The organism is Aquimarina sp. AD1, from assembly GCF_003443695.1.
Lineage (GTDB): Bacteria > Bacteroidota > Bacteroidia > Flavobacteriales > Flavobacteriaceae > Aquimarina > Aquimarina latercula.
Map to the genome: position 1 here is coordinate 1,409,389 of NZ_CP031966.1, position 23,920 is coordinate 1,433,308.

Annotated in this window: 21 protein-coding genes; 7 read left to right on the forward strand and 14 right to left on the reverse strand. The window is 31.6% G+C overall.

Annotated elements, in window-relative coordinates; translation table 11 throughout:
* Positions 1-130: 130 nt before the first annotated feature.
* The 6 genes from D1815_RS06375 to D1815_RS06400 all read right to left on the reverse strand — a co-directional run bounded on the left by D1815_RS06375 (position 131) and on the right by D1815_RS06400 (position 7,648).
* Complete coding sequence (locus D1815_RS06375; RefSeq protein WP_118386365.1) at positions 131-1,279, reverse strand: hypothetical protein; 1,149 nt, start codon at positions 1,277-1,279, stop codon at positions 131-133.
* 10 nt (positions 1,280-1,289) lie between these two features.
* Positions 1,290-2,123: a hypothetical protein gene (locus D1815_RS06380; protein ID WP_118386366.1), complete on the reverse strand. Its 834-nt coding sequence runs from the start codon at positions 2,121-2,123 to the stop codon at positions 1,290-1,292.
* Positions 2,120-3,559: a hypothetical protein gene (locus D1815_RS06385; protein ID WP_118386367.1), complete on the reverse strand. Its 1,440-nt coding sequence runs from the start codon at positions 3,557-3,559 to the stop codon at positions 2,120-2,122. The genes D1815_RS06380 and D1815_RS06385 overlap by 4 nt, the downstream gene beginning before the upstream one ends.
* Before the next feature lie 5 nt (positions 3,560-3,564).
* A complete protein-coding gene (gene tssD / locus D1815_RS06390; RefSeq protein WP_118386368.1) occupies positions 3,565-4,236 on the reverse strand; it encodes a type VI secretion system tube protein TssD in 672 nt (223 codons plus the stop codon).
* A gap of 189 nt (positions 4,237-4,425) precedes the next feature.
* Positions 4,426-4,854: a hypothetical protein gene (locus tag D1815_RS06395; RefSeq protein WP_091404757.1), complete on the reverse strand. Its 429-nt coding sequence runs from the start codon at positions 4,852-4,854 to the stop codon at positions 4,426-4,428.
* A 181-nt stretch (positions 4,855-5,035) separates the two neighbouring features.
* The gene (locus D1815_RS06400; protein ID WP_118386369.1) at positions 5,036-7,648 is read right to left on the reverse strand and encodes a S8 family peptidase; all 2,613 of its coding nucleotides are present in this window, start codon (positions 7,646-7,648) and stop codon (positions 5,036-5,038) included.
* Positions 7,649-7,972: 324 nt separating this feature from the next.
* Between D1815_RS06400 and D1815_RS06405 the strand changes: the two genes are divergently transcribed.
* Both D1815_RS06405 and D1815_RS06410 read left to right on the forward strand, forming a co-directional pair.
* Positions 7,973-8,404: a hypothetical protein gene (locus tag D1815_RS06405; protein ID WP_027391250.1), complete on the forward strand. Its 432-nt coding sequence runs from the start codon at positions 7,973-7,975 to the stop codon at positions 8,402-8,404.
* Positions 8,405-8,558: 154 nt separating this feature from the next.
* A complete protein-coding gene (locus tag D1815_RS06410; protein WP_118386370.1) occupies positions 8,559-9,170 on the forward strand; it encodes a hypothetical protein in 612 nt (203 codons plus the stop codon).
* A 6-nt stretch (positions 9,171-9,176) separates the two neighbouring features.
* Here the strand turns inward: D1815_RS06410 and D1815_RS06415 are convergent, their stop codons facing one another.
* Positions 9,177-9,578, reverse strand: coding sequence for a hypothetical protein (locus D1815_RS06415; RefSeq protein ID WP_118386371.1), 402 nt, complete (start codon positions 9,576-9,578; stop codon positions 9,177-9,179).
* 70 nt (positions 9,579-9,648) lie between these two features.
* Complete coding sequence (locus D1815_RS06420) at positions 9,649-10,062, reverse strand: DUF3052 domain-containing protein (RefSeq protein WP_118386372.1); 414 nt, start codon at positions 10,060-10,062, stop codon at positions 9,649-9,651.
* Between the two features lie 199 nt (positions 10,063-10,261).
* On the opposite strand from D1815_RS06420, the gene gcvT reads away from it, so the two are divergent.
* The 3 genes from gcvT to D1815_RS06435 all read left to right on the forward strand — a co-directional run bounded on the left by gcvT (position 10,262) and on the right by D1815_RS06435 (position 12,729).
* Positions 10,262-11,344 carry a glycine cleavage system aminomethyltransferase GcvT gene (gene gcvT / locus D1815_RS06425; protein ID WP_118386373.1) on the forward strand — a complete coding sequence of 361 codons (1,083 nt, stop codon included), beginning with the start codon at positions 10,262-10,264 and terminating at the stop codon, positions 11,342-11,344.
* A gap of 92 nt (positions 11,345-11,436) precedes the next feature.
* Complete coding sequence (locus D1815_RS06430) at positions 11,437-12,252, forward strand: sugar nucleotide-binding protein (RefSeq protein ID WP_118386374.1); 816 nt, start codon at positions 11,437-11,439, stop codon at positions 12,250-12,252.
* Positions 12,253-12,318: 66 nt separating this feature from the next.
* Positions 12,319-12,729 carry a thiol-disulfide oxidoreductase DCC family protein gene (locus D1815_RS06435; RefSeq protein WP_027391244.1) on the forward strand — a complete coding sequence of 137 codons (411 nt, stop codon included), beginning with the start codon at positions 12,319-12,321 and terminating at the stop codon, positions 12,727-12,729.
* Positions 12,730-13,279: 550 nt separating this feature from the next.
* Here the strand turns inward: D1815_RS06435 and D1815_RS23580 are convergent.
* The 6 genes from D1815_RS23580 to D1815_RS06460 form a co-directional block, all read right to left on the reverse strand.
* Positions 13,280-13,456, reverse strand: coding sequence for a hypothetical protein (locus tag D1815_RS23580; protein WP_155839588.1), 177 nt, complete (start codon positions 13,454-13,456; stop codon positions 13,280-13,282).
* Between the two features lie 296 nt (positions 13,457-13,752).
* A complete protein-coding gene (locus D1815_RS06440; RefSeq protein WP_118386375.1) occupies positions 13,753-14,148 on the reverse strand; it encodes a hypothetical protein in 396 nt (131 codons plus the stop codon).
* Between the two features lie 120 nt (positions 14,149-14,268).
* Positions 14,269-15,714, reverse strand: a complete 1,446-nt coding sequence (locus D1815_RS06445) for an aminotransferase class I/II-fold pyridoxal phosphate-dependent enzyme (RefSeq protein WP_118386376.1) — start codon at positions 15,712-15,714, stop codon at positions 14,269-14,271.
* Between the two features lie 109 nt (positions 15,715-15,823).
* On the reverse strand, positions 15,824-17,146 hold the full coding sequence (locus tag D1815_RS06450) for a dicarboxylate/amino acid:cation symporter (protein WP_027391241.1): 1,323 nt from the start codon (positions 17,144-17,146) through the stop codon (positions 15,824-15,826).
* Between the two features lie 108 nt (positions 17,147-17,254).
* On the reverse strand, positions 17,255-18,319 hold the full coding sequence (gene aroC / locus D1815_RS06455; RefSeq protein WP_118386377.1) for a chorismate synthase: 1,065 nt from the start codon (positions 18,317-18,319) through the stop codon (positions 17,255-17,257).
* Between the two features lie 143 nt (positions 18,320-18,462).
* Positions 18,463-19,623 carry a histidinol-phosphate transaminase gene (locus D1815_RS06460; protein WP_118386378.1) on the reverse strand — a complete coding sequence of 387 codons (1,161 nt, stop codon included), beginning with the start codon at positions 19,621-19,623 and terminating at the stop codon, positions 18,463-18,465.
* 156 nt (positions 19,624-19,779) lie between these two features.
* On the opposite strand from D1815_RS06460, the gene D1815_RS06465 reads away from it, so the two are divergent.
* Both D1815_RS06465 and D1815_RS06470 read left to right on the forward strand, forming a co-directional pair.
* On the forward strand, positions 19,780-22,089 hold the full coding sequence (locus D1815_RS06465) for a type IA DNA topoisomerase (RefSeq protein ID WP_118386379.1): 2,310 nt from the start codon (positions 19,780-19,782) through the stop codon (positions 22,087-22,089).
* A 191-nt stretch (positions 22,090-22,280) separates the two neighbouring features.
* Positions 22,281-23,855: a carboxypeptidase-like regulatory domain-containing protein gene (locus tag D1815_RS06470; RefSeq protein WP_118386380.1), complete on the forward strand. Its 1,575-nt coding sequence runs from the start codon at positions 22,281-22,283 to the stop codon at positions 23,853-23,855.
* The last annotated feature ends 65 nt before the right edge of the window (positions 23,856-23,920 follow it).

The following is a 23,920-nucleotide window of genomic DNA, read 5'->3' on the forward strand; positions in this document are numbered from 1 at the left end:
CCAAATTCTTACACTAATATTGTATAATTGCTATTCTGAAGATAGCTTAGACCTGCCAGCAATAAAATAAGGATACCTAACCTATTTTTCATTTGATAAAATTATATTTACCTAAGTAGGGCAACGAAGATTATTCCTTATTTACCAAACGAAGATATTTCTGATCAGCACATTCTCCAAATACAGTAAACGGATTCATTGCATTTCCGTAATTCTGTATTACGATTTCATCATCATCATAACTGCCTTGTACTTCTTTTTTTGAGTCATCAGCTAATAATCCTTGGAAAGTAATATACCCATCTTTTATTACGAATATTCCCTTATGTTCTCGTTTACTGGTTTTTAGATAATATTGATTCTCTTCTAGCTTGATTTCTAATCCACAAGAAGATTCAGTTTCTAATGTGTATACTTTTTGATACAACTGATAACTTCCGTAATATCGGAGCAATTGTTTTGATTTTTGAGTAGATTCTTTTTCCTCACAATCATCTTCTCCTTTTTCAAAAGTTTCCATGGTTGTAGTTTCCACACTTACTTTAATATCATAGAAACCATTGTTTTGATTACTGTCCATAATCAGGATCTTACCTACACTCGTAAATTCTCCTGTACATCGCATATCCCATTCTCCCCAGTAAGAGTTTATTTCGAAAGCATCTAGCACTCGTACCAGCGAGTTCTCTTCCTGAATAAATAGAGAAATGGTAGTTGAATTATAAGGATTCGGTTTTGATGCTCCTATATAAGAAAGTGTAATTCCAAAAGCTCGCTTTCCATCGGCAACCTTATAATTGGCTGTGTCAATGGATATCTCATCGATACGAATAGCATCAGAATACCAACTTTCTTTTTCATAAAATTGTTGCTTGATCTCCGCCGTCTCCGAATCTACCACCAAAATATAACTGTTTAATGTAAAAACGTCCCAATCGTACTCTTGGCTAGCTACTGTAGGAATCACTACTATAGTACTGGTCTCATCATAAGGCATTACTTTCTGTACAACAAATTGTTCATACACCTGTATAGGTTGAACTCCGAGTTGTTCTAAAATTTTGGATATAAATGGTGAAGGCGTAAAAGCTTCTGATTCTTCTTCTATAGTTTCTTCTGTATCTTGCGAAGGCGGCTGCTCTGCTCTTTCTACAGTAGCTTCTACTTTTTCTGGAATGCTTTCTACTGCGTTTTCTACCTTGGTAGTTACTTTATTTTCTTGTGTTGTATGACAGGAAATTAATAGAATAAGTATTAAAGAAAGAAACGTTTTTTTCATTTAATTCATATCACTTAAGGTCAAGTTTTAAAAACCTTTTTATTTCAGAGAAATCAAAAAACAATTCTGGTTTTCCCAATACATTGATTATTCTAGAATCAAAGGGAAAATCATAATCTAATTCAATACCATCCTTTCCATTTTTATTTATTAGCAAAAAAGAGTAATCCTTCAAGGAATCACTGGATAATTTATAATCAGATTCGGAACTCAAGGATTTAAGTTCATTCCTTTCTTCAATATCTATTTGACTATCCGAAAGATAATTTTCCAATATATGGTCTATTTGATTATTTGATTCTTTTAAAAGAAAATCAAGTCCTTTATCATCAATTATATCAGATAATTTAAATTCCTCTTCTTTACCTATATCATAATTTAAGTTGATATAAAATTGATCAAACCCCGATTGTATAGTAGCTAAAGAAAATTGAATACTTATTAATTCTGATGAATTGTAATATACTTCATAATCACACTCCTTAGAGGTAGATAAAGCATCGTCACTATTGCAGTTTAGTTTTGCTAAATTAAATTCATATTTAATAACCTCTTGTAAAGATTTTTGATTGACTTCGTTTAAATCATCTGAATTAACAAATAAAAAAAATTCATCATCAATTAACTTTTTAATAATTATCTCATCTAATTGCCTATAGTTTTTAACTATTGGTAATCTATATTTTAGCGAAGATCCTGTATTCTCACAATTCCTACTAAATTCAATTGGTTCAATTTTGATCTCAGAAATAGTTCTCTTTTGACTTTTACAAGAACTTGTACAGAAACTGATTAACAAACAGAGCCAAAATAGCTTTATGGTATTTATTGAAAACTTTATCATTTATTTTTCTTCTTCTTTTTTTTCTTCTTCTTTTTCTTTTCAGGCTCTACGAATGTTATTGTTTTAAGAGATATTTTTTGTTCCGAAATTATTGATTCCAAAGGGATAAGATTAACCCCTAAAGGTTCTATTTTTATAGGTTTAGGAGAATTTTGTAATTTATCTAGTAATATTGAGGCGTTAGGATCTTTTAGATTCACCTTTCTTTTTTTATGTCCTTTCTTTTTCGCAGTATCGTTAGTTTTTAAATCCTTTGATAAGTATTCCAAATTGGCAACTACCTTATCTTTCTCTTCTTGAGTCCCTTTATTATATAATTCCTGATAATGTTTATACACCTTAAAACCAGAATCTTCTCTAGCTCTTAAAGTATTATCATATCGATTATTCATTCCATTATTTCCTCCATTAATTCTTCTAGAAACATCATACACTTTGTCACTATCACTATAAGTATATATTTTTCCATTACCACGCATCCAATACCAAAGAGCAGATTGAACTGCGAAGATTAAATCACTGGAATCCGCTAATAAATCTGATTTACTTTTCAAATTATTTTTATCAGTGATTTTAGTAAAATCAATGTCTCCATGTGTATCATCCGGAAAAGGATTATTTTTTCTAAAATTTGAAAAACTCTCTAAATTGTCATGAAATGTTATTTGTTTTAATCCTTTACCTCTGTATATATATCCCTCTCTTGACATTTCGTCTCCATTACCATATCTTCCAGCATATGCCCTTGATAAAAGTTCTACACCAAAGGTTTTATGTTTTTTTAAAACAATATTAAAATCAACCACTTCAACTTCTTTACCTTCTTTATTCTTCTCTTTTTTCTTAACAGTTTCTAGATTTTCTTCATTATCCTTTTTGCCATTAGTATAACCATAAAGTTTCATTTCATTCACTTCAACCTTATGATCTTTTAATATTTTCTTAAGCTGAGCATTGGTTTTAGTAATAACTTTTCCATCTTTATCTGTTATCTTAAATATATCTGTAAGATGTTTTTCTAAAGAATTTAAAACCAAGTCGGTAATAACAGTTTTTGTTTTAAAATATTTGGAATGGATATGAAGTGCAGAATGATGATATTTCGTGCCTTCTTTCAAATATATTTCTTGAAACGACATCTCTGCCCCAATTTGTGAAATGAAATGTGCTTTTCGCAAACAAGTATCCAATTTATAATCCTTTCTATATTTATTTAAATAAGTTAGGACCTTATTTATAAAAGCATTATTTGCTTTAGGGACAACATGTTTGATTTGAGCTGCGGTTATTTCTTCTTTACAATATGGGCATTCGTAAGGTTCTTCTTCTTTTATAATAATCGGAACTTCTTTATAATTTAATGATTCTCCGTTATATGTTATTTTAGGTATATAGGTAGTAGACTTTTTTTCGCTATTAGAATTATTTTCTTCCATATTTTTTATTCTTTAAGAATTACCTCTCCATTCTCATTAACTATCCCCCTTAAAACAACATCATTACTGCTATCACCATCACCATCCTCTAGAGTTATCTTAAGCTCCTCTCCTTCTTCAATATTTTTTACTCTAGCATATAAAAACATCTTTTTTAAATTACTAGTTTCTTTTATCTCTGTCGATTCATCTTCATCTAGCCATTTCATCTCTATTATCTTTGGTGATTCTGGTTCTTTTTCCTCCTCCCGCTCTGTAATTGGTGTAGCATTCGTAAAAGGATTACTAGGATTCCAGTTTTTTTCAAAAATCTGACCGCGCACTCTCTGAATACCTGGCGACAATACCAATTCCATTTTTAACGGACTATTACCTTCTGCATTAAATTTTTCTTCTAAATGAACACAATGGCAATTCGCAAATTCGAAATCAAATAGTTTACTAAATCCATCTCGTTTAAAAAATCGAACATATCCGTTATACGTGGTATGCGTAGAAAACATCCAATCGTAAAACAATTCATCATTCTTAGTGGATTCTATTAAAACATTGATTTTACCATCCTGAATCGTAGTTTTAGGACGACCATTGCTATCCATCAGTTGCTGATATAAAAATGTACTGTCAATTACATTTCGCTCTTCGTCATTAATAAATAGTTTTGCCTGAAAGGCCATAAGCGTTTGAATTTGGTATTTGGAAAGCTGAAAATATCAAAAATATATGTAACAACGGTTACCATCACGAAATATTTCGATATAGGTATATTTTCCCGTGATAAACTGTAAATTTAGATATCGGTAATCTATTATGTAAGAAATCAAATGACTATAAAATCCTTTATAGTATATCGAACGAAAGAATATTTATTTAGAAACAGGAGATTTGGTTAAGCTTTTAGCCCAAGTAATTGCATCACCTAAAGATTCGAAACTACGAAACCTACTTTTTATGAAGAGTTTTTCTATCAATGCATTTAGTATTCCTTTTTTAGTATAACTTATAATTGCATATCCCCTCATTTTATAATCACTTCTATAAAACTTAATCCAATCACTCGGTTTTACCGCATAAGAATGTACACGATTAGTAATATAAACAACATTACCTCCATCGTGATCATAAAGATTAGTTAAGTCTTCTACCAAAAGTTTTGCGTGATCAGCCCAAGTAACTACAGTATCTTCTTTAAACTCACCAACCACAAATCCATCAAATAAATAAAAATTTCCGAAAGGATAATTTAATTCGTGTATAGCCTGATTATAAAATATAGAGTCTTTAAGGTATTGCATAGGAAACAAATGTATTATTTTTCCAAATCTAAACTACTTGTAATTCACTTAATTTTCCCTTTTAAATCGGTAAATAGCAAAAAGGTGTCGACGAATGAATTGCAGACCATTACCACTTACAGAAAAAACCGCTCTAAGGAAAAGAGCGGTTTTATTTAGTCTTGGGGTATTCATACATTTATTAATTCTTAAGCAACTTCATTGTTTTGGTTTCTCCATTAGCTGCTGTAATCTTCACAAAATACAATCCTTTATAACCTTTTAGTTCTACATTAAATTGATCTGCTTCTTTTTGATGATCCGCATAAATAACATCTCCTGCCATATTTCTGATCACTATCCCTACATTAGTATAGGTATCATTAAGACGTATAGTTACCTCGCCTTGTGTCGGGTTAGGATATGCGTTAAAATCTATCGTTTTAATTTCTTCTGATTGTGTGATTTCTTCTCGGCCATCTTCTTTTCCGCCAAAATTACCTATAGTAAACTGTTCTCCACCCATTGGCTGGAATTTTTCATCAGTTTGCAAAATATTATAATTTAAATAGGTCCCTTCTTTAAGTTCAACTTCTGGTTTTACCAATAACTGAAGACTAAAGGTTTGATAGGGTTCTGCTTTTACCTCATAAATACGAGCTTTGGGTTCATATACCCTATAGACATTTCTATCTACCCGTTCAATTCCTTCCATCTTTGCTTCTGCTAAAATTTCATTTAACTTTTCGTCAGGAATGATATAAAAAGCTCCTATCTTTTCAAATGGTATACCCGTTTTATTCTCTGTAACGTCTAATGATAAATTAATAGCTCTAACTCGTTTGTCCACATTTCTAATGAATACATAAGGTGCAGTATTATTAAATGCATTGATATCATAGACACTCACATTTTTCCAAGCAATGTTATTATTATTTCTGGTATTGTTCCATACAGCAGTTCCTTCTACTCCGATTGGATCTGTTGCAGATTCTATTCTAGCTAATAAACAGAAGTGATGTACATCGTTTATAAAATCTGCTGGATTAGGTGGATACCAAGGAATTTTTACGATAATCTCATCATCTGGAGATGTCGGTATTGGCACATCACCAATAAAATCTCCGTGTAATACGCTGCTACCACTTACCATCTGATAATAATTATCCCAATGTAATGGCCAAGATAATCCTGTAGAAGCTTTACTAAAATATAATTTTAAAACTCCATCATCAATATTAGAGCAATTCTTTCTATTAATTCTTACATATACCCAATTAGGACTCAATAATTTGTATTCTGGATTTTCATGGGTTAGTACGCCATCATCATCGTTACGTACCCAAATATCTGGACTAAGGTACATAGTTCCCGAAGATGGTTCTGTTCCATCATCCAACGTGGTATCTCTAATATAAATATCTGAAGTATTCGCTGCCAACACAGCTTGATGTGCGTTTAATCTACCATACCCCAATTCCTGAGAATGTCCTAACTCCGCTGGATTCCAGATATAATCATATCCTCCTACTTTATCAGCTGTACATTTTAGTATATCTTCAATCTCCTGATTACTTAATGTCGGATCTACTGATAGCATCAACGCTGCTACTCCTGACACTGCTGGTGCAGCAAACGAAGTTCCATCGCTATCGGCATAGACATTTCCATTTTGTGTACTACGAATCCCTACACCAGGCGCTGCAAGATCCAAGTTAGGACCAAATTGCGAGAAACCTGCTTTAACATCTGCATTTGTTGTTGCTGCTACTGAGAATGCATTCACATTTGATGCCGGATACGAAATAGCTCCCGCTCCAGAATTCCCTGCAGCACACACTATAAATACTCCCGCATTATATGCATCTTGTAGTGCTGTATCTATAGCCGGCGAACTCCCAACAGTTAAACTAAGTTGAATGATATCTGCTCCATTATCCATTGCATATATAATAGCATCGTCCAAAATAGAAGCATTAGGAGCAAAATCTCCAACTCCTTCTAACATCAATCTAGACCCTACAGCGTTATTACCGCCAGCAATGCCGGACATCCCAGTGTTATTATTCGTTTTAGCTCCAACGATTCCTGCTACATGCGTACCATGCCAAAAAGGTCCTCTGGAATCATTATCTGCATTATTAAAATCCCAACCTTTCCAATCATCAATAAATCCATTACCATCATCATCTATTCCGTTTCCGGTAGTAGGATCATTTGGATTAGACCAAGCATCCTCTCCTGGATTAAGATACACATTCTGATATCCATCTGTACCAAGCCCTAAATCTTCATGAGTCCAATCCGTTCCGCTATCCAAAATTGCTACAATTACCGAGCTATTTCCAGTAGTAATATCCCAAGCATCTTCTGCATCAATATCCGCATCACTAGCTTGTTCTAGCCCCCATTGTATTCCGAACTGAGGATCGTTAGGTGTTAAAATATATGTACCCATCGTATTCGTAAAAACTTGCTCAGCATCTACTTCCTTACTCATTTTCTCATATGAATCGAGTAGTTTACTTTTGGTAGTAATTTTAAAGTCATAGAAACCTAATCGGTTACTTCGCATGAATTTCATCCCATAGGTGTTTTCTAATCTTTGAATCTCCTTGGGTGAAGGTGCTTTCTTAAATTGAATTGTAATTTCATCACTTAATGTAAATTTTTGTCCAGTTTGCTCATCAACCAATTTCCAACCATCTTTTTCTTCCAAAAATTGTTGTTGATTGATTGTTTTTGTCTTTTGTGACCACGAAAAGCTAGTGATCAGTGCCATAAGGCACCACAGAATTGTTGTTTTAGATTTCATATATAATATATTTAAGTTGATACCATAAACTTACACTACTACTAATGAGAGATCAACAGGTATTACACTTATTAAAAACGGGGATTTATCCCTTATTAATTATGGTAATCCTATAATCAGAAGCTATAACTTAAAAAAGCGGGGCACAACAAATTACAAACAATTAACTATCAATATATTACATTCAAATCATAAAGCTTATCAAAGGAAGCACCCTGAAAACAGGGTGTTTTTTTCACTGAAAAGAGTGTTTGGTAAGGGAATCAATCAATATATCTTTGTAGTGGTCATAGAAACCAATTAATTAACACTTATATAAAAATCATGAAAAAAACCATTTTAAATTTCGCATTAATCATTGCTGTTCTTTTTGCAGCTTCTTGTAAAAATGAAACTAAATCCGACGCTGCTGATAGTGCAGAAAAAACGGAAGAAGTTGAAAAAACTGAAAAAGCAGAAGAAAAAAGTAATGAAGAAACAACGACAGCAGCATCTGATGGTGTGCCAAGTTTTAGTGACGAAAAAGTACAAGAGTATGTAAATTCTTATGAAGCTTATATTGAAGAATATAAAAAAGTAGTCGAAAGTAAGGATATGACAGCTTTTGCTTCTTTAGGTCAAAAAGGACAAGAATTAGGTACAAAAGCTCAGGAAGTTATGGGTAATCTTTCTGGCGATGATGTAAAAAAGTTAAATGATTATATGACTGCAAAGTCAGCTGAATTGCAAGAGTTATCTAAAAAACTAATGCAATAATCATTTAGAAATATTAAGTTAAGTTTAGTTACCTTAATTGATGGGGGTTATTTGGCAAATCCTGTTCTGTTTATGGACAGGATTTGCTGTTTTTAAACAATATATTATTCACACAAATAATTAATCTTAAGATATGTTATTAATAAAAAAGTTTATGTCAGTTTTCGAAGAACAGGCCCAAACTATTGGCTTGTCTTTAACAAAAAGGAATGATAATCTACTGATCGCAGAAAATCACGAAAAGTATTTACAGCTAAAAACCTACTTAGAAGAATTTGGTGGTTCTGGTCAATTAGCAATAGGTGAATTAAAAGTTATTAAAGGAAATATTCAAAAAGCATTACTAGAAGATCATTTTCAAATTCGCGATGATACCTTGGTTGAGAAAAAAATTGGAAATTTCACCTTATATACAGAAAAAAAAATACCAATTCACAATATCAAATTAACCTATCTTCAGAGTCTTTATACTAAAATATTTAAATGTGATGAATACATTATCATAGAACAAAAGGGAAATCATGACCTCATCCGAAAAAACCCTGTTTTCATTGAATTTTTAAGAGGTAAAATGACAATCGATCAACTATTTGATTTAATCGCCTCTCTAGATATTCCTAATGGGTTGTACATTCAAAAACCACGAGGCTTTGGAGATCCGGAAAAAGTTAAAAAATGGAAAAAAATAGGGTCCATAGTTTCTATTATTACCCTTATCTGTTTTCTACTAATTAAACTTCTAAAATACCTTAAATATTTAGGATAGTTTTTTTTAAGGTAGCTTTTGATATTTCTGGGCGCACGCTTCGATACAAGGAAAATACAGAAATAATCTTCCTTCTTTTATTTCGAAACTAATATTCGTAGAATTACCACAATCCACAGTTATAACATTCTCATCAATGGAGTAACTTTCTGTGCTATCTCCTTCTCCACCAATGGTTATTAAACATAAAGTTCCATTAGACACTTGAAGTACCCCGGCAGGGAGAAATTCTAATTCTAAATCACTATTTACTGGCTGGAATGTACCGCTTCCATCACCAGGATCAACCAGTTGTTCTATTAATTGCCATTTTCCTAATAAATCAGGATCAGCAATCGCATCATCATCATTACTACAAGAGAACACACATAAAAGAGGAATCAAAATAAGAGGTATATACTTTTTCATGATTGCGTTATTTATAATGTAGATGCGTTATGTAGGATTGGGTTGCTTTTCAATAAAAAATAATTTAAAATTAATTTCTATCCGAAACTCTGTAAACAAATTTTAAACCACTCCAATCATCATCTACGGCAGCTACCTTAATGTCAACTAATCCAATCTGTAATACATGAGTTCGGATCAACTCTCTTTTAAGATCAGTGGTTATTTTAGAACTTACTTTCGGCCAGCTAACCCATAACATTCCTGTTTTCTTTAAAGCAGTTTTATAGATTGGGATAATCTTTTCTAACTCTATTATTGTTTTACAAAACACATGAATAAAATCTGCTTGCTCATTTTTTGCCATTTTCAGTTCTTTTATCTTATCAGGAAGATCAGAAAACAAATTCCAATAATGATCTGGACGATTATATAATAAAATAGTACATCCCTCTTTTATTCCTAATTTTTTAGCTAATGGAGTTCCTGAATATCCTGCTGGCATAATACGTGAATTAACTACTGATACTTTATAAAGTTATTAAAAAACATAGAGAATACAATCATATATTATTAGATCCATAATTATATGCTTTCTGATTAGGAAAAAGTTAACAATTTATCATACAAAAGCATTGTTTACCAACGCAAAGTTTTTTACTTTCGGCGTCAATTTGATTCTTAATTCTACAAATCAATTCATTATGAAAAATACTGCATTAACAGAAACTCATATTGCTTTAGGTGCTAAAATAGTTCCGTTTGCAGGATATAATATGCCTGTATCTTATGAAGGAGTAAATATTGAACACGAAACTGTCCGCAAAGACGTGGGAGTTTTTGATGTATCGCATATGGGTGAGTTCTTAATTACAGGACCTAATGCTTTAGATTTAATCCAAAAAGTAACTTCTAATGACGCATCTAAACTAATAGATGGAAAAGCGCAATACAGTTGTTTACCTAATGAAAAAGGTGGTATTATAGATGATTTAATTGTATACAAATTAGCTGATGAAAAATATTTGTTAGTAGTAAATGCTTCTAACATCCAGAAAGATTGGGATTGGATACAGAGTCATAATACCATGAATGCTGATATGCGAGATCTATCTGAGGACTATTCTTTATTAGCAATTCAGGGACCTAAAGCTGCTAAGGCAATGCAATCCTTAACATCTGTGGATTTAGAAGCAATGAAATTCTATACCTTTGAAGTGTCTGATTTTGCTGGCATCGATCATGTGATTATTTCTGCAACTGGATATACTGGTAGTGGTGGTTTTGAAATTTATTGTAAAAATTCTGAAGTACAACAAATATGGAATAAAGTACTTGAAGCTGGTGCTGATTTCGGAATTAAACCTATTGGTCTTGCTGCAAGAGACACCTTGCGTCTAGAGATGGGATATTGCCTTTATGGTAATGATATCAATGACACAACATCACCTATAGAAGCAGGTTTAAGCTGGATTACAAAGTTTAGTAAAGACTTTGTAAACGCAGAAGCATTGGCAAAAGAAAAAGAACATGGTGCAGAACGTAAACTTATAGGGTTTGAATTAGATGAACGAGGAATTCCAAGACATGATTATGATATTGTAGATAGTAATGGAAATATCATCGGAATAGTTACTTCTGGTACGATGTCCCCTTCTTTAGGAAAAGGAATCGGATTAGGATATGTTCCTAAAGTTTTTGCTTCTCCTGGTAGTAAAATTCATATTCAGGTTCGTAAAAAAGCAATTCCAGCAACAGTAATAAAATTACCTTTTTACAAAGGATAATTATTTTATAACAATAATAAAAGGTAAGTTAAGTTTCAAGATTACAGAGTTTAGTGATCTTTGAAACTTAACTTTTTTAGCATAACGTAGTATTGAAAAAAATTCTAATCATAGGAGCCAGTGGTTTTATAGGAAACGCTCTATATAAAGAGCTTAATTCTTATTTTGATACGTATGGTACATATCATACGGATAATCCCTTTTATGAAAAGAATCAAAAATTCTTTCAGTATGATATGGAATTAGAAGATATCTCAATATTATTAGATAATCTTAAACCCACAATCATTGTTTCTGCTATTAGAGGGAACTTTAACTCTCAAGTCGATGCACATCATAGAATTATAGATTGGATCAAGAAAAATAAATCTAAATTGATATTCTTATCCAGTGCAAATGTATTTGACACGTTTAGTAATTATCCTTCTTATGAATATGATAAAACATTAAGTGAAAGTGTTTTTGGTAGATTTAAAATAAAAATTGAAAATGCATTGATGCGACTACCAACTCATAAATACGTAATCGCTAGGATACCTATGATTTTTGGAGCTAGTACTCCACGTGTACAAGAACTTAGAACATTATATGATCTTAAAGCCTTGATAGAAGTTTTTCCTAACGTTATTATAAATGCTACTTCAATTTCTAAACTGACACAACAATTACATTACATAATTAATAGAAGTAAAAAAGGCATCTTTCATCTAGGAAGTACTGATCTTATCTATCACTTAGATCTTATAAAAGAAATCTGTGATATGCTCCAATTTGAAGATCCAATATTTAAACAAGTTTTTGATTCTAATAATGATCGGTATTTAGCGGTACTTCCTAAAGATAACTTGTTACCAAAAAATCTGCAAATCACAACCAAAGAAGTTATCGATTCTATTATCTTAAAGTAAGTCAGATTCTTAATGAAATTATAATCCATAGTTAGAAGTCATATTTCGTCCTTATCTTTGTTTAATATGAATTTTGAAGGGAAGAAGATTATACTATTTGATGGTGTTTGCAACTTATGTAATGGTGCTGTTAATTTCATTATCAAAAGAGATAAGAATGATGTTTTTAGATATGCATCGTTACAAAGTGATATAGGTAAAAAATTGGCTTCAGAGATTGGTGTAGATACGTCAAAGTTAGATACTATTCTGCTTATCGAACCATCTGTAGCATATTATCATAAATCAACAGCCGCTCTACAAATTGCAAAGCGGCTGTCTGGTGGTTATCCGTTACTTTCTGTTTTTCTTATTTTTCCGAAGATTCTAAGAGATTGGTTTTATGATATTATTGCTAAAAACAGATATAAATGGTTTGGCAAAAGAGATAATTGTGTAATTCCAACTCCAGAACTTAAAGCCCTATTTATTGATTAAATCGGTTAAAATATAATTTAGAAAATCAAAGTATTTCTTGATTCTCGATTTTTTTTAATTCACTCTTTTCTTTAGCCAGTTCATTCATATTGTCAATATGCACAAATCCTAAACAGAATATTGTAAAACATATAAGAACTACCGGTAATAACAATTGCTTCATATCTATTTTATTTTGGGATTAAAATAACTTGGGAGCAAAAAAAGACCATCCTTTAATTACGGTTTAAAAGTAATCATGTTTACACCCTACTCACCTTCGTCTTTTAGAATTCGTAGCAATTCAATTAGAATTCGTTATTGTAGTGATTGTACTTATCAAAAAAACGTTTTTAGAAGCATCGACCAAACATCATTTAAATAGGGATTTGTCCTAGACTTAACGGTAAAATCAAAGGTATATAGCATAAAAAAACTGCCTTACTATAAATAGATAAGACAGTTCATTGGTGGTTATCCGTTACTTTTTTTGTTTTCCCTTTTATTCCTTCAGTTCCGAAGTAATAGTTCCCTCTTGTTTATTAGTTTGTAACGTATCCTTTCCTTCTCTTCATTTTACATCAAACTCTTCTATCGTTGTATCGATATCAGAATTATCATCAATTTGGTGTTTCTCTCTTAGCTGATTATATTCTTTATCAAGCTTGTTTACATTATCAATATGCACTATACTTAGGCATATTACTGCAAATGAGATCAAAGCTACTGGTAGAAAAAGCCGTTTCATAATGAGTCTTTTTAAGTTTATTAATATGTGTGGTTCAAAAGTATACTTATCTATCGCACAAATTAAGGGGACTTTAGCTAAAAATCATATAGGGGTTTTCCCCCTTTTTTAATATATAATAACCGTAAACAAAACACAATATACTAATAAACAAGTATTTAGATACATATATTTAAATCAAAAAATATAGCGTTAATATAAAATCATAAAAAAAGAGCTATACAATAGCTCTTAAAATTTTGGTGAAATCTTATGTCTCTTTTTGTTTTTTAGAGGATAAAAACTAGTTTATAAAACTATCTCTCAAAACGAAATGAAAAACCATCTTCAAATGTTTCTTCTACGGTAAATGATGTATTTTCTAAATTAATACCTCCTACAACTATTTCGTTAACAATAAGAATATCAGCATCCGCCGGAGCAGAAATACTATAGGTATAAGTTCCTGAATCCAATAATACATTAAAAGATGAATCAGTAATCGTATTATTAATAGTCACCATTCCTGTAGTTTCATTAAAATCCCATACAACAAGGCCTTTTTCTATATCCTCATCCACTCCTGTAACTCCACCAGAAACCTTAACCAAGTTCCAAGCTCCTGCAATTGTTGATGACTGGGCATTATTATCATCATCATTACTACAACTGAATAGGATAATCGAAAGCAATACAATACAAAAGTGTCTCATCTGTTTATTTTTTTAGTTTATTAAAAGTGAAAAAACTAAAATTTATACCCGGTTATCAATTAGTTAATTCTCTTAATAGATGAAATACTTATAAATTGGTTGCGTCTTAAGAGTAATAAGTTAACCAAGGATAGGATTAGCAATTTTTTCTATTTCATCTAACAAAGCATTAAAATCTACTTCAGTTGTAAGAGGATTCATTATTGAAGTTCTTAGATAACGATCCTCTCCTATCATTGTTTGTACGATATAGAATTTACCAGATAAAATCAGTTCTTCTCTTATTTTAGAGTTGAACGAATTAAGATCATTCTCTGATATGTTAGTATATCTAAAATTCACAATATTAGCTTCAGGGTATATTAATAACTCAAATCCTTCTCTATTCTCTATGATTCTTGAAAAGGCTTTTCCTAAGTCATATAACCGATCGATATTCTTTTCGAATATGTCATTCCCGTACATTCTAATATTAGAATATACTTTTAGTGACATCATTAGTTTTGTGCATTCAAAAGTTCTTTTACCAGAATTATACCATTCCCTTGATTGCTGAGAATCCCAAAGATATTGCGCTTTCTGTTCAAAAGTTCTATAAGAATCTTGACTATCTTTAAAAATTAATGCTGTATTTAATGATGGCGTCAGTAACATTTTATGGAAATCGATTACTACAGAATCTGCTTTTTCAATTCCTTTTGCTAAATGCCTATATTTTTTTGAAAAAACGACTCCTCCACCATGTGCGCCATCTATGTGAAACCATAAATTATGTTCTGAAGCAAAAGATGCTAATTCATTTAAATCATCATAAGAACCCGTAGATGTAGAAGAAGCACATCCAACAAGTGCAATAACTGTTAATCCTTTATTTTTTGCCTTTTTTAAATACTCTTCTAATAAAGAAGTATTTATTTTAAAATTTTCATCGGCAGGAACTTTTACTATTCCTTCTGAACCAAATCCCAATATTCTAGCTGCACGGTCGATACAATAATGTGCTTCTTCAGAAACTAATACCGCCAATTTCTGATTATGTCCATCTTCCCAAACCGAACCTGGTGCTTTTGCTTTTCGAGCAGCTAATAAAGCTGTTAAATTAGCTAATGTACCACCCGAAGTAAGAAAACCAGACGAATTAGCTCCATATCCAATCTTATCTGCAACAAAATCAGTAACTATTTTTTCTAATGCATTAGAAGCCATTCCCATTTCATAGACTCCAGTTCCATTGCTCAAAACATCAACCATTAAACCAGATAAACTACTTATTACAGAAGGTACCGCTACTTGATGTCCCATATACCTTGGATGGTGCACATGAATAGATCTATCAAGAATTTTTTGATAAAAATCCATTATACTAGTATCAGAAGATATATCTTCTTTCCAATATGATAATTCTTTTTCTGGATCTTCAAACTTAATAACAGATTGTTCTCTATTCGATTGCACCTGACTGAGGTGGTCAGCTAGCATATCAACTAATTGATGACCTATTTCTCTAAAATCTGAAGGATTGTATACTTTTTCCAATGATTCGTCTAAGAATATATTTTCATTCATAGTACCTTAATTGCTCAATTTTCAATAAAGGTAAAACTACCAATCCTATTAATAAGAAAAAGCATTCAATTTTAGAAAAAGTATAACAAATAAATTCTAAAGTTCTTTATTATCCCTGATAATGATCATCCCAATCTTTTACCTTAGGATCCCCTAATTTACCAACGGATTTTGCAACAATCATAGAAACAGTAGCATCTCCTGTTACATTGATAGTAGTTCTCAACATATCTAATGGACGATCTACAGCAAAGATTAAGGCTAAACCAATAGGAAGTTTATCCGACGGGAAACCAATTGCCTCTAATACGATTACCAACATAACCATTCCTGCTCCAGGAACAGCCGCAGAACCAATAGATGCTAACAATGCCGTTAATACAATAGTGATCTGGTTGCTAAATGTAAGCCCTTCTGGCCATAACACTTGCATAATAAATACTGAAGCTACTGCTTGATATAGACTTGTACCATCCATATTAATAGTAGCACCAACTGGTAGTACAAAACTAGATACTTCTTTATCAACACCAATATGCTCTTCTACTCTTTCCATGGTTACTGGTAATGTCGCCGCACTAGAGCTTGTAGAAAATGCTAATAATTGTGCTGGACTGATTTGTTTTAAAAACCATAAAGGAGATTTTTTGGTAATTACGGATACCAAAATACTATAAAATACAATCATTAGCGCTAATCCAAATACTACAACTCCTGCATACCTCAATAATGCTAATAATATATCTGGATCATCAGAAGTAACAACCACATTTGCCAACAATGCAAAAACAGCATACGGAGCAGTGAGCATGATTAAATCAACCATTTTTAAAACAACCTCATTTAAACTATCGAAAAACTTTTTTAAAGGATCTGATTGTTCTTCTTTAATAAGTAGCATACTAATCCCTAAGAAAATAGCGAAAAATATTACTTGCAGCATCAGTTTATTATTACTCATAGCCGCTACTGCGTTCTGAGGAACCATATCTATAACAAACTGTAAAGGACCACTTTCTTTTTGTCTTCCGGCCTCGGCAATACGTTCAGATATTTTAGAACTGCTAGCATATTCGTTGGTTAATTTTTCTATAGTTTCTGGAGTAATTCCATCTCCAGGTTTCATCACATTAACTAATAACAATCCTATAGTAATCGCAATAACGGTAGTTAAAACATAGATTATTATTGTTCTTCCTCCTATTTTCTTAAACTTAGAAATATCTTTTAAATCAGAAATACCCTTTATTAAAGAAGCAAGAATTAACGGAACAGCTATTAACTTTAATAGATTAACGAAAATTGTACCTAAAGGAGCTATCCAATCTCCTGTAAATCCTTTCCCCCAGGAAAACTGTGTCATTAAAAACCCGAATAATATTCCAGCGATCATTCCGATCATTATTTGCCAATGCAATGCTAGTTTCTTCATGTGAATTATCTAATTTTTTGAATACAAGAAGTCGAAGATATAAATTAAAAACAAAAAAACGGTAACCTTATTAAGATTACCGCAACATTAACTTTATATTTTAAAAGCTTACTTCTTGATCGTACGATTCATTAACCAATAATCTACGATGACTAAGGCTGCCATTGCCTCTACAATGGGCACTGCTCTAGGTACTACACAAGGATCGTGTCTTCCTTTTCCTTGCATATTTACAACATTCCCTTCCTTATCAATGGTTTCTTGATCCTGCATAATAGTCGCTACAGGCTTAAAAGCGACATTAAAGTAAATATCCATTCCGTTAGAAATACCACCTTGTATCCCTCCAGAAAGATTGGTCTTGGTAGTACCATCCGAATTAAACAAATCGTTATGCTTGCTTCCTTTTAACTCTGCTCCTGCAAAACCACTACCATATTCAAATCCTTTTACTGCATTAATGGATAACATTGCCTTACCTAACTCTGCATGTAACTTATCAAAAACAGGCTCTCCTAATCCCACTGGAACACCAGATATTACACAACTAACCAATCCACCAACTGTATCTCCTTCTTTTCTAATTTGCTTAATATATTGTTCCATCTCCTCTGCTTTCTGAGGATCTGGACAACGAACAATATTACTTTCTGTCAACGAAAAATCAAGTTCCGTATGTGATTTATCTAACTTTATTGATCCTACTCCACTTACATATGCGTTAAATGAAATTCCTGAAAGCACTTGCTTTGCAATAGCACCTGCTACTACTCTACTAGCAGTTTCTCTGGCAGAAGAACGTCCACCTCCACGATAATCCCGAAGACCATATTTTTGATCATAAGTATAATCCGCATGAGAAGGTCTATACGAATCTTTTATATGCGAATAATCTTTAGATTTTTGGTTAGCATTTTTAATCACAAAACCAATCGGAGTTCCTGTTGTTACACCTTCAAATATTCCTGAATAAAACTCTACAGTATCAGGTTCTTTACGTTGCGTAACAATAGCAGATTGACCTGGTTTACGACGATCTAATTCTGATTGTATCGCCTCTAGATCTAAAGTTACTCCAGAAGGACATCCATCAATTACTCCTCCAATTGCTACTCCATGAGATTCTCCAAAAGTGGTTACCTTAAATAGATTTCCAAATGTATTTCCTGCCATTCAAAACAATTTTTAACAAATGTACTTGTTAATCTTTAAAAACGCCATAGTAATTTGATAGAAAAACGGCTATTTGCTTCTTAAAAATTGTTACTCTTTCAGATTTCAAACTCTTTTATTACACAATGAATATTTTTATTGATTTATGATGTTAACCAATTCATAGTATTTATAGCATTAAAGAATATTTTCATCTCCTGCAAAGTACCGATACTTATACGTGCCCAAGTTGGATAATGTTTTCCTCCACTCGGAAAAATGGCAATCCCAAATGGCACTAATTCTTCTTTTAATCGTTTAACATCTTTTACTTCTATCAACATAAAGTTAGTGTCACTTTTTAAATATTTCAAGCCCATTTTTTTTAAGCTACTTTCCATATACGTTCTTACTTCTACATTCTTTTTTCTATATTCATCTACATAATCAATGTCGTCTAAAGCAGTTATTGCGGCTACAATCCCAGGGTTACCGATCAATCCGCTAAAAGTATAGGAATCATGATTCAACTTTGCTATCGTTTCGGGCAATCCCATTGCATATCCAACCCGTAAACCAGCTAAACCAAATGCTTTAGAAAAAGTTCTAATAATCAATACATTATATTTTTGTTTTAATAACTCAATAGTATCTGGTCTTCTTGAAGATTCCATTAATTCTATATAAGCCTCATCAATAGCAATAGTACAATTGGTAGTAGCTAATTCTTTACAAAAAGATTCTAGCTTAGCCGCTGGTAGTGATTTTCCGGTTGGATTATTTGGGTTACATATATATACAAGTTTTGTGTTCTTAGTTATTTCTTTTTTAGTAGTTTCTAAATCAATATCCATTCCATCGGTAAGTAGTATTCTCTTTACTTTGTGATCAAAAATTCTATCAGCGAAAGCAGCAGTAACATTAAATGTAGTCGCAGGAACTATAATACCATCTCGTTGCTGTCCAAATGTTCTGGTTAACATACATAATATTTCAAAAGATCCATGACCAAAAATCACTTGATCTTTTTCAATTCCATTGATTTTGGCTATTTTTTCTTTTAGTGTGTCTGTAGAATACGAATGAAACGATGCATACCTATTTACTCGATTAGTGTTATTGGTGATAGCATCTAATACTTTTTGAGAAGGTCCATAAGGGTTTTCATTAGAAAATAACCTAATATTCTCATCATTTCCTAATGGTTTTACATCATTTTTGTCTAATAAAGTGGCTCCATAAGATATTGGAGAAATAGTACTTGCTACTGCTAAGGTGCTTCCTAATTGTAAAAATTTTCTTCTATTAAATCCTGTTGCTTTCATATGAGTATTGGTTTTCTACAAATTTGACTGATATACATTGTATTTCCTATCAAGATCGTGATTCTGGTATACTAAAACGTGATATACTCAATTACCATTACTATCGTTTTTATATAAAAATTTCTTAATTTTCGACCGAACAAGAAATATCTATTAATGAAGGTTTGTATAGCCGAAAAACCAAGTGTTGCTAGAGAAATTGCTACTGTTTTAGGAGCTAATACAAAACGTGATGGTTATTATGAAGGAAATGGATATGCTGTTACCTATACCTTTGGGCACTTATGTACTTTGTTTGAGCCAAATGATTACAAACCACACTGGAAAAGTTGGGATCTTAATAATCTACCAATGCTTCCAGAAAAGTTTAAAACTAAAGTTGTAGATAATCAAGGAATTCAGAAACAGTTTAACATCGTTAAATCTTTATTTGATCAAGCAAGTCTAGTAATTAATTGCGGGGATGCAGGACAAGAAGGAGAACTCATACAACGATGGGTCATCAATCAAGCAGGATATTCTGGAGAAATACAGCGATTATGGATTTCATCATTAACTACAGAAGCAATTAAAGAAGGGTTTGATAATCTCAAGCCTTCTGAACAATATGATAACTTATATTATGCAGGTTTTTCTAGAGCCATCGGTGACTGGTTATTAGGCATGAATGCTACCAGATTGTATACAGTAAAACACGGAGGTTACAAACAAGTATTATCTATCGGTAGAGTACAAACTCCTAGTCTTGCGATGGTTGTTCATAGATATAAAGAAATCCAAAACTTTATACCACAACCGTATTGGGAATTACAAACCTTATATCGGGATACTTTATTTAGTTATGAGGAAGGGAGATTCTTAAAAAAAGAAGATGGCGAATTACTAGCTAATAAAGTGAAAAAAAATGATTTTGAAATTGTTTCTATCACTAAAAAAGATGGAAAGGAATATGCTCCCAAGTTATTTGATTTAACAGGATTGCAAGTATATTGTAATACTAAGTTCGGATTTTCTGCAGATGAAACTCTAAAAATTGTACAAAGATTGTATGAACAAAAAGTTGTTACGTACCCAAGAGTAGATACTACCTTTCTGCCAAATGACATATACCCAAAAGTTCCTGGCATCTTAAGAAATTTGACCGATTACAGCGCATTAACTAAACCTTTATTAGACAAAAAGATTAAAAAATCATCAAAAGTTTTTAATGATAAAAAAGTAACCGACCACCACGCTATTATTCCAACTGGTGAGCAAATAAACTTGCAGTATAATCAAAAACAGGTATATGATATTATTACAAAACGTTTTATTGCAGTATTTTATGATGATTGTAAAGTAGCTAATACTACGGTAATCGGTAAAGCTGATTCAGTTTCTTTTAAAACCACAGGCAAAGTTATTTTAGACAAAGGATGGCGAGTAGTTTTTGAGAATCCAAATGCTCCTAATAAAAAAGAAACTGGAATTCTTCCTGTTTTTACAAAAGGAGAAAAAGGACCTCATGAACCTACTTTTCTCGAAAAAGAAACTAAACCCCCAAAACAGTTTACAGAAGCTACCTTACTTAGAGCTATGGAAACTGCAGGAAAACAGGTGGATGATGATGAGATGCGAGAGCTTATGAAAGAAAATGGTATCGGTAGACCATCTACAAGAGCAAATATTATCGAAACGCTATTTAAGCGTAAATATATTGAACGTAATAAAAAACAAATCTTGCCAACTAGCACAGGTATTCAGCTTATTGACACTATTCAGAATAAACTACTTATTTCTGCTGAGTTAACAGGAAGATGGGAAAAACAGCTAAAAGAAATTGAAAAAGGTTCTTTTAATGCAGGAGCATTCATTAAAAATATGAAACAAATGGTGGACCATTTGGTGTATGAAGTAAGAACGGAAAAAACAAGAGCTAATATATCTTATACAGCCGATAAAAAAACGCAAAAAACGAATACAGAAAAAACTAAAAAGACTTCGACAATAATAGAAGAGCTTTGCCCTAAATGCAAAAAAGGAAAAATCTTAAAAGGAAAATCTGCTTATGGTTGTAGCGCGTTTAAAGATGGCTGTAGTTTTCAACTACCATTTACCTATTTAGGGAAAAAAATATCCGAAAAACAATATATCAGGTTAGTAAAAAAAGGATGTACTGTTAACTTAAAAGGTTTTAAATCAGAAAGCGGACTTGTAGAAGGTCTACTTCGTTTTGATGATCATTTTAGGATTATATTAGAAGAGAAAAAGACAAAATCAGCTACTACGACCAGTACACCTGATCAAATGGAATGTCCTAAATGTAAAAAAGGACACATCCTGAAAGGGAAAACTGCTTACGGCTGTAGTGAATTCAAAAACGGTTGTGACTTTAGATATTCATTTGATATGTTACGAACTAAAACTACTGGAAAAAAAATAACCAAAGCATTAGTCTCTCAAATTCTTAGAGAAAATTACAACTAATACTATTTTAGAATCTTAAAATATTATTAAAAGCACCTTGACATTTTACTAATAACTAATTATATACTTACTTAGTAACTAAGGATGAAACTCATAGAAGAATTCCTATAAATAAGGATCTGATAAAGAATTAATCTTGCAAACAGTTTTCTTATCAAACAGCTTTTTTAACTAACATAAGAACAAATAGAATGTATAAAGTTACTAGACTAACATATCATATTTTAGTATTTGTTCTCATAACCCAGTCAATACAACTTTTGGGTCAAGAAGATTCATTTATTGATGGCAAACTAATCAATGCTAAAAATCAAACTCCAATATCTTTTGCTACGGTTTTGATTAAAAACAAAAAAAGAGGTCTAATCTCTAACGCAGATGGAGGATTTAGAATCCCTTATACTTTTAAGAAAAATGCTGATACTTTAGTGATATCTTCTATAGGATATTTAACGAAAGAAATACCTTTATCAAACCTTAAAACAAATCAGATTAACTTAATAAGGCTATTGGAAAAAATAGAATTATTAGACGAAGTAAAAGTTGTAACTTCAAAAAAGAAGAAAAGAAAAAGTGCTAGAAGCATCATTCGAACTGCCATTGATAGAATTCCACAAAATTATCCTTTTTCGCCATATTCTTATGTTGGCTATTATCGGGATTATCAAGTAAAAGATGGTCATTATTTAAATATGAACGAAGCCATAATGAAAGTTTTTGATCAAGGTTTTGGAACTGAGGATTTTAAAAATACGCAGACAACTTTATTCTCCTATAAAAACAATACAGATTTCCCCAAAGATACAGTTGCTTCAAAACCATATGACTACATTAATCGAAGTAAGATTATTTCTAATGCGACTTTAGATGGTCAAGGAGGAAATGAATATACTATTCTTAGATTACACGATGCAATTAGAAACTATAATATTAATGCGTACGACTTTGTAAATCGTTTAAATAAAGATCTAATTAAAAATCATAGACTTAAACTTCTACCAGAAACTTTTATAGACGATATCCCTTTATATGCCATTAAAGTTTCAAAAAATAAGGAAAATATAAAAGTAGAGAGTAAAATTTATGTAAGTAAACAAGATTATAAAATTTACAAATTAGAATATGCAGTGTATGATAGACAACAATCTAACACTACAAAAACTCCTAAAAAAAATCAAGGCAAATTACTTTTTGAAATCATTGTAGCATATAGGTCAAACAAAGGGTTAATGTATCCTAATTACATCTCTTTTAATAATGCTTTTGAAGTTCTACAACCACCAAAGTTTAAGCCCGTAACTGCAAAAATCAATCATGAAAGAAAACGTTTTGAACTTATTTTTAATAATTCTGTATCCACGAAAGATGCTTTTAAAAAAAAGAATTATCGATTATGGTATAAAGAAATAAAGTTAAAAATTGATAGTGTTAGTGTAAAAAAGAATAGCATATACCTCTACCCTGAAGACAAAAAAGCTTTTTTTCATCCAAAAATGATACAATCTATTGATAAATTAAGTAGTAAAGGTGTATCCATAGAAGTTAAAAATGTGCAAGATATTTATGGGAATATAGTTCATGAACAAGAATCTGTTTCTTACAATCAATTTAGAGAGTTTTTCGTTCAAGAGCTTAGCACCAATACTGAAAAGAATACTAATCAATTATTTATGATTAAAACAAAACCAATTTCTAAAAACATCCACCCAACAAATACTCCTCAAAACCTATTAGACTATTGGATGAATACACCTTTAAAAAAATAAGATGTAATCTCACAACCAAGTTCATATAACCAACAATAAAAACAATAGAATAAAAAGGTTTAAAA

Coding starts and splice junctions, on each gene's coding strand:
- D1815_RS06435 (WP_027391244.1), top strand. CDS start 12,319: ATGAATTTTGAAGGGAAGAAGATTATACTATTTGATGGTGTTTGCAAC.
- D1815_RS06445 (WP_118386376.1), bottom strand. CDS start 15,714: ATGAATGAAAATATATTCTTAGACGAATCATTGGAAAAAGTATACAAT.
- D1815_RS06415 (WP_118386371.1), bottom strand. CDS start 9,578: ATGAAAAAGTATATACCTCTTATTTTGATTCCTCTTTTATGTGTGTTC.
- gcvT (WP_118386373.1), top strand. CDS start 10,262: ATGAAAAATACTGCATTAACAGAAACTCATATTGCTTTAGGTGCTAAA.
- D1815_RS06460 (WP_118386378.1), bottom strand. CDS start 19,623: ATGAAAGCAACAGGATTTAATAGAAGAAAATTTTTACAATTAGGAAGC.
- D1815_RS06420 (WP_118386372.1), bottom strand. CDS start 10,062: ATGCCAGCAGGATATTCAGGAACTCCATTAGCTAAAAAATTAGGAATA.
- tssD (WP_118386368.1), bottom strand. CDS start 4,236: ATGGCCTTTCAGGCAAAACTATTTATTAATGACGAAGAGCGAAATGTA.
- D1815_RS06380 (WP_118386366.1), bottom strand. CDS start 2,123: ATGATAAAGTTTTCAATAAATACCATAAAGCTATTTTGGCTCTGTTTG.
- D1815_RS06400 (WP_118386369.1), bottom strand. CDS start 7,648: ATGAAATCTAAAACAACAATTCTGTGGTGCCTTATGGCACTGATCACT.
- aroC (WP_118386377.1), bottom strand. CDS start 18,319: ATGGCAGGAAATACATTTGGAAATCTATTTAAGGTAACCACTTTTGGA.
- D1815_RS06465 (WP_118386379.1), top strand. CDS start 19,780: ATGAAGGTTTGTATAGCCGAAAAACCAAGTGTTGCTAGAGAAATTGCT.
- D1815_RS06395 (WP_091404757.1), bottom strand. CDS start 4,854: ATGCAATACCTTAAAGACTCTATATTTTATAATCAGGCTATACACGAA.
- D1815_RS06410 (WP_118386370.1), top strand. CDS start 8,559: ATGTCAGTTTTCGAAGAACAGGCCCAAACTATTGGCTTGTCTTTAACA.
- D1815_RS06405 (WP_027391250.1), top strand. CDS start 7,973: ATGAAAAAAACCATTTTAAATTTCGCATTAATCATTGCTGTTCTTTTT.
- D1815_RS06385 (WP_118386367.1), bottom strand. CDS start 3,559: ATGGAAGAAAATAATTCTAATAGCGAAAAAAAGTCTACTACCTATATA.
- D1815_RS23580 (WP_155839588.1), bottom strand. CDS start 13,456: ATGAAACGGCTTTTTCTACCAGTAGCTTTGATCTCATTTGCAGTAATA.
- D1815_RS06375 (WP_118386365.1), bottom strand. CDS start 1,279: ATGAAAAAAACGTTTCTTTCTTTAATACTTATTCTATTAATTTCCTGT.
- D1815_RS06450 (WP_027391241.1), bottom strand. CDS start 17,146: ATGAAGAAACTAGCATTGCATTGGCAAATAATGATCGGAATGATCGCT.
- D1815_RS06470 (WP_118386380.1), top strand. CDS start 22,281: ATGTATAAAGTTACTAGACTAACATATCATATTTTAGTATTTGTTCTC.
- D1815_RS06440 (WP_118386375.1), bottom strand. CDS start 14,148: ATGAGACACTTTTGTATTGTATTGCTTTCGATTATCCTATTCAGTTGT.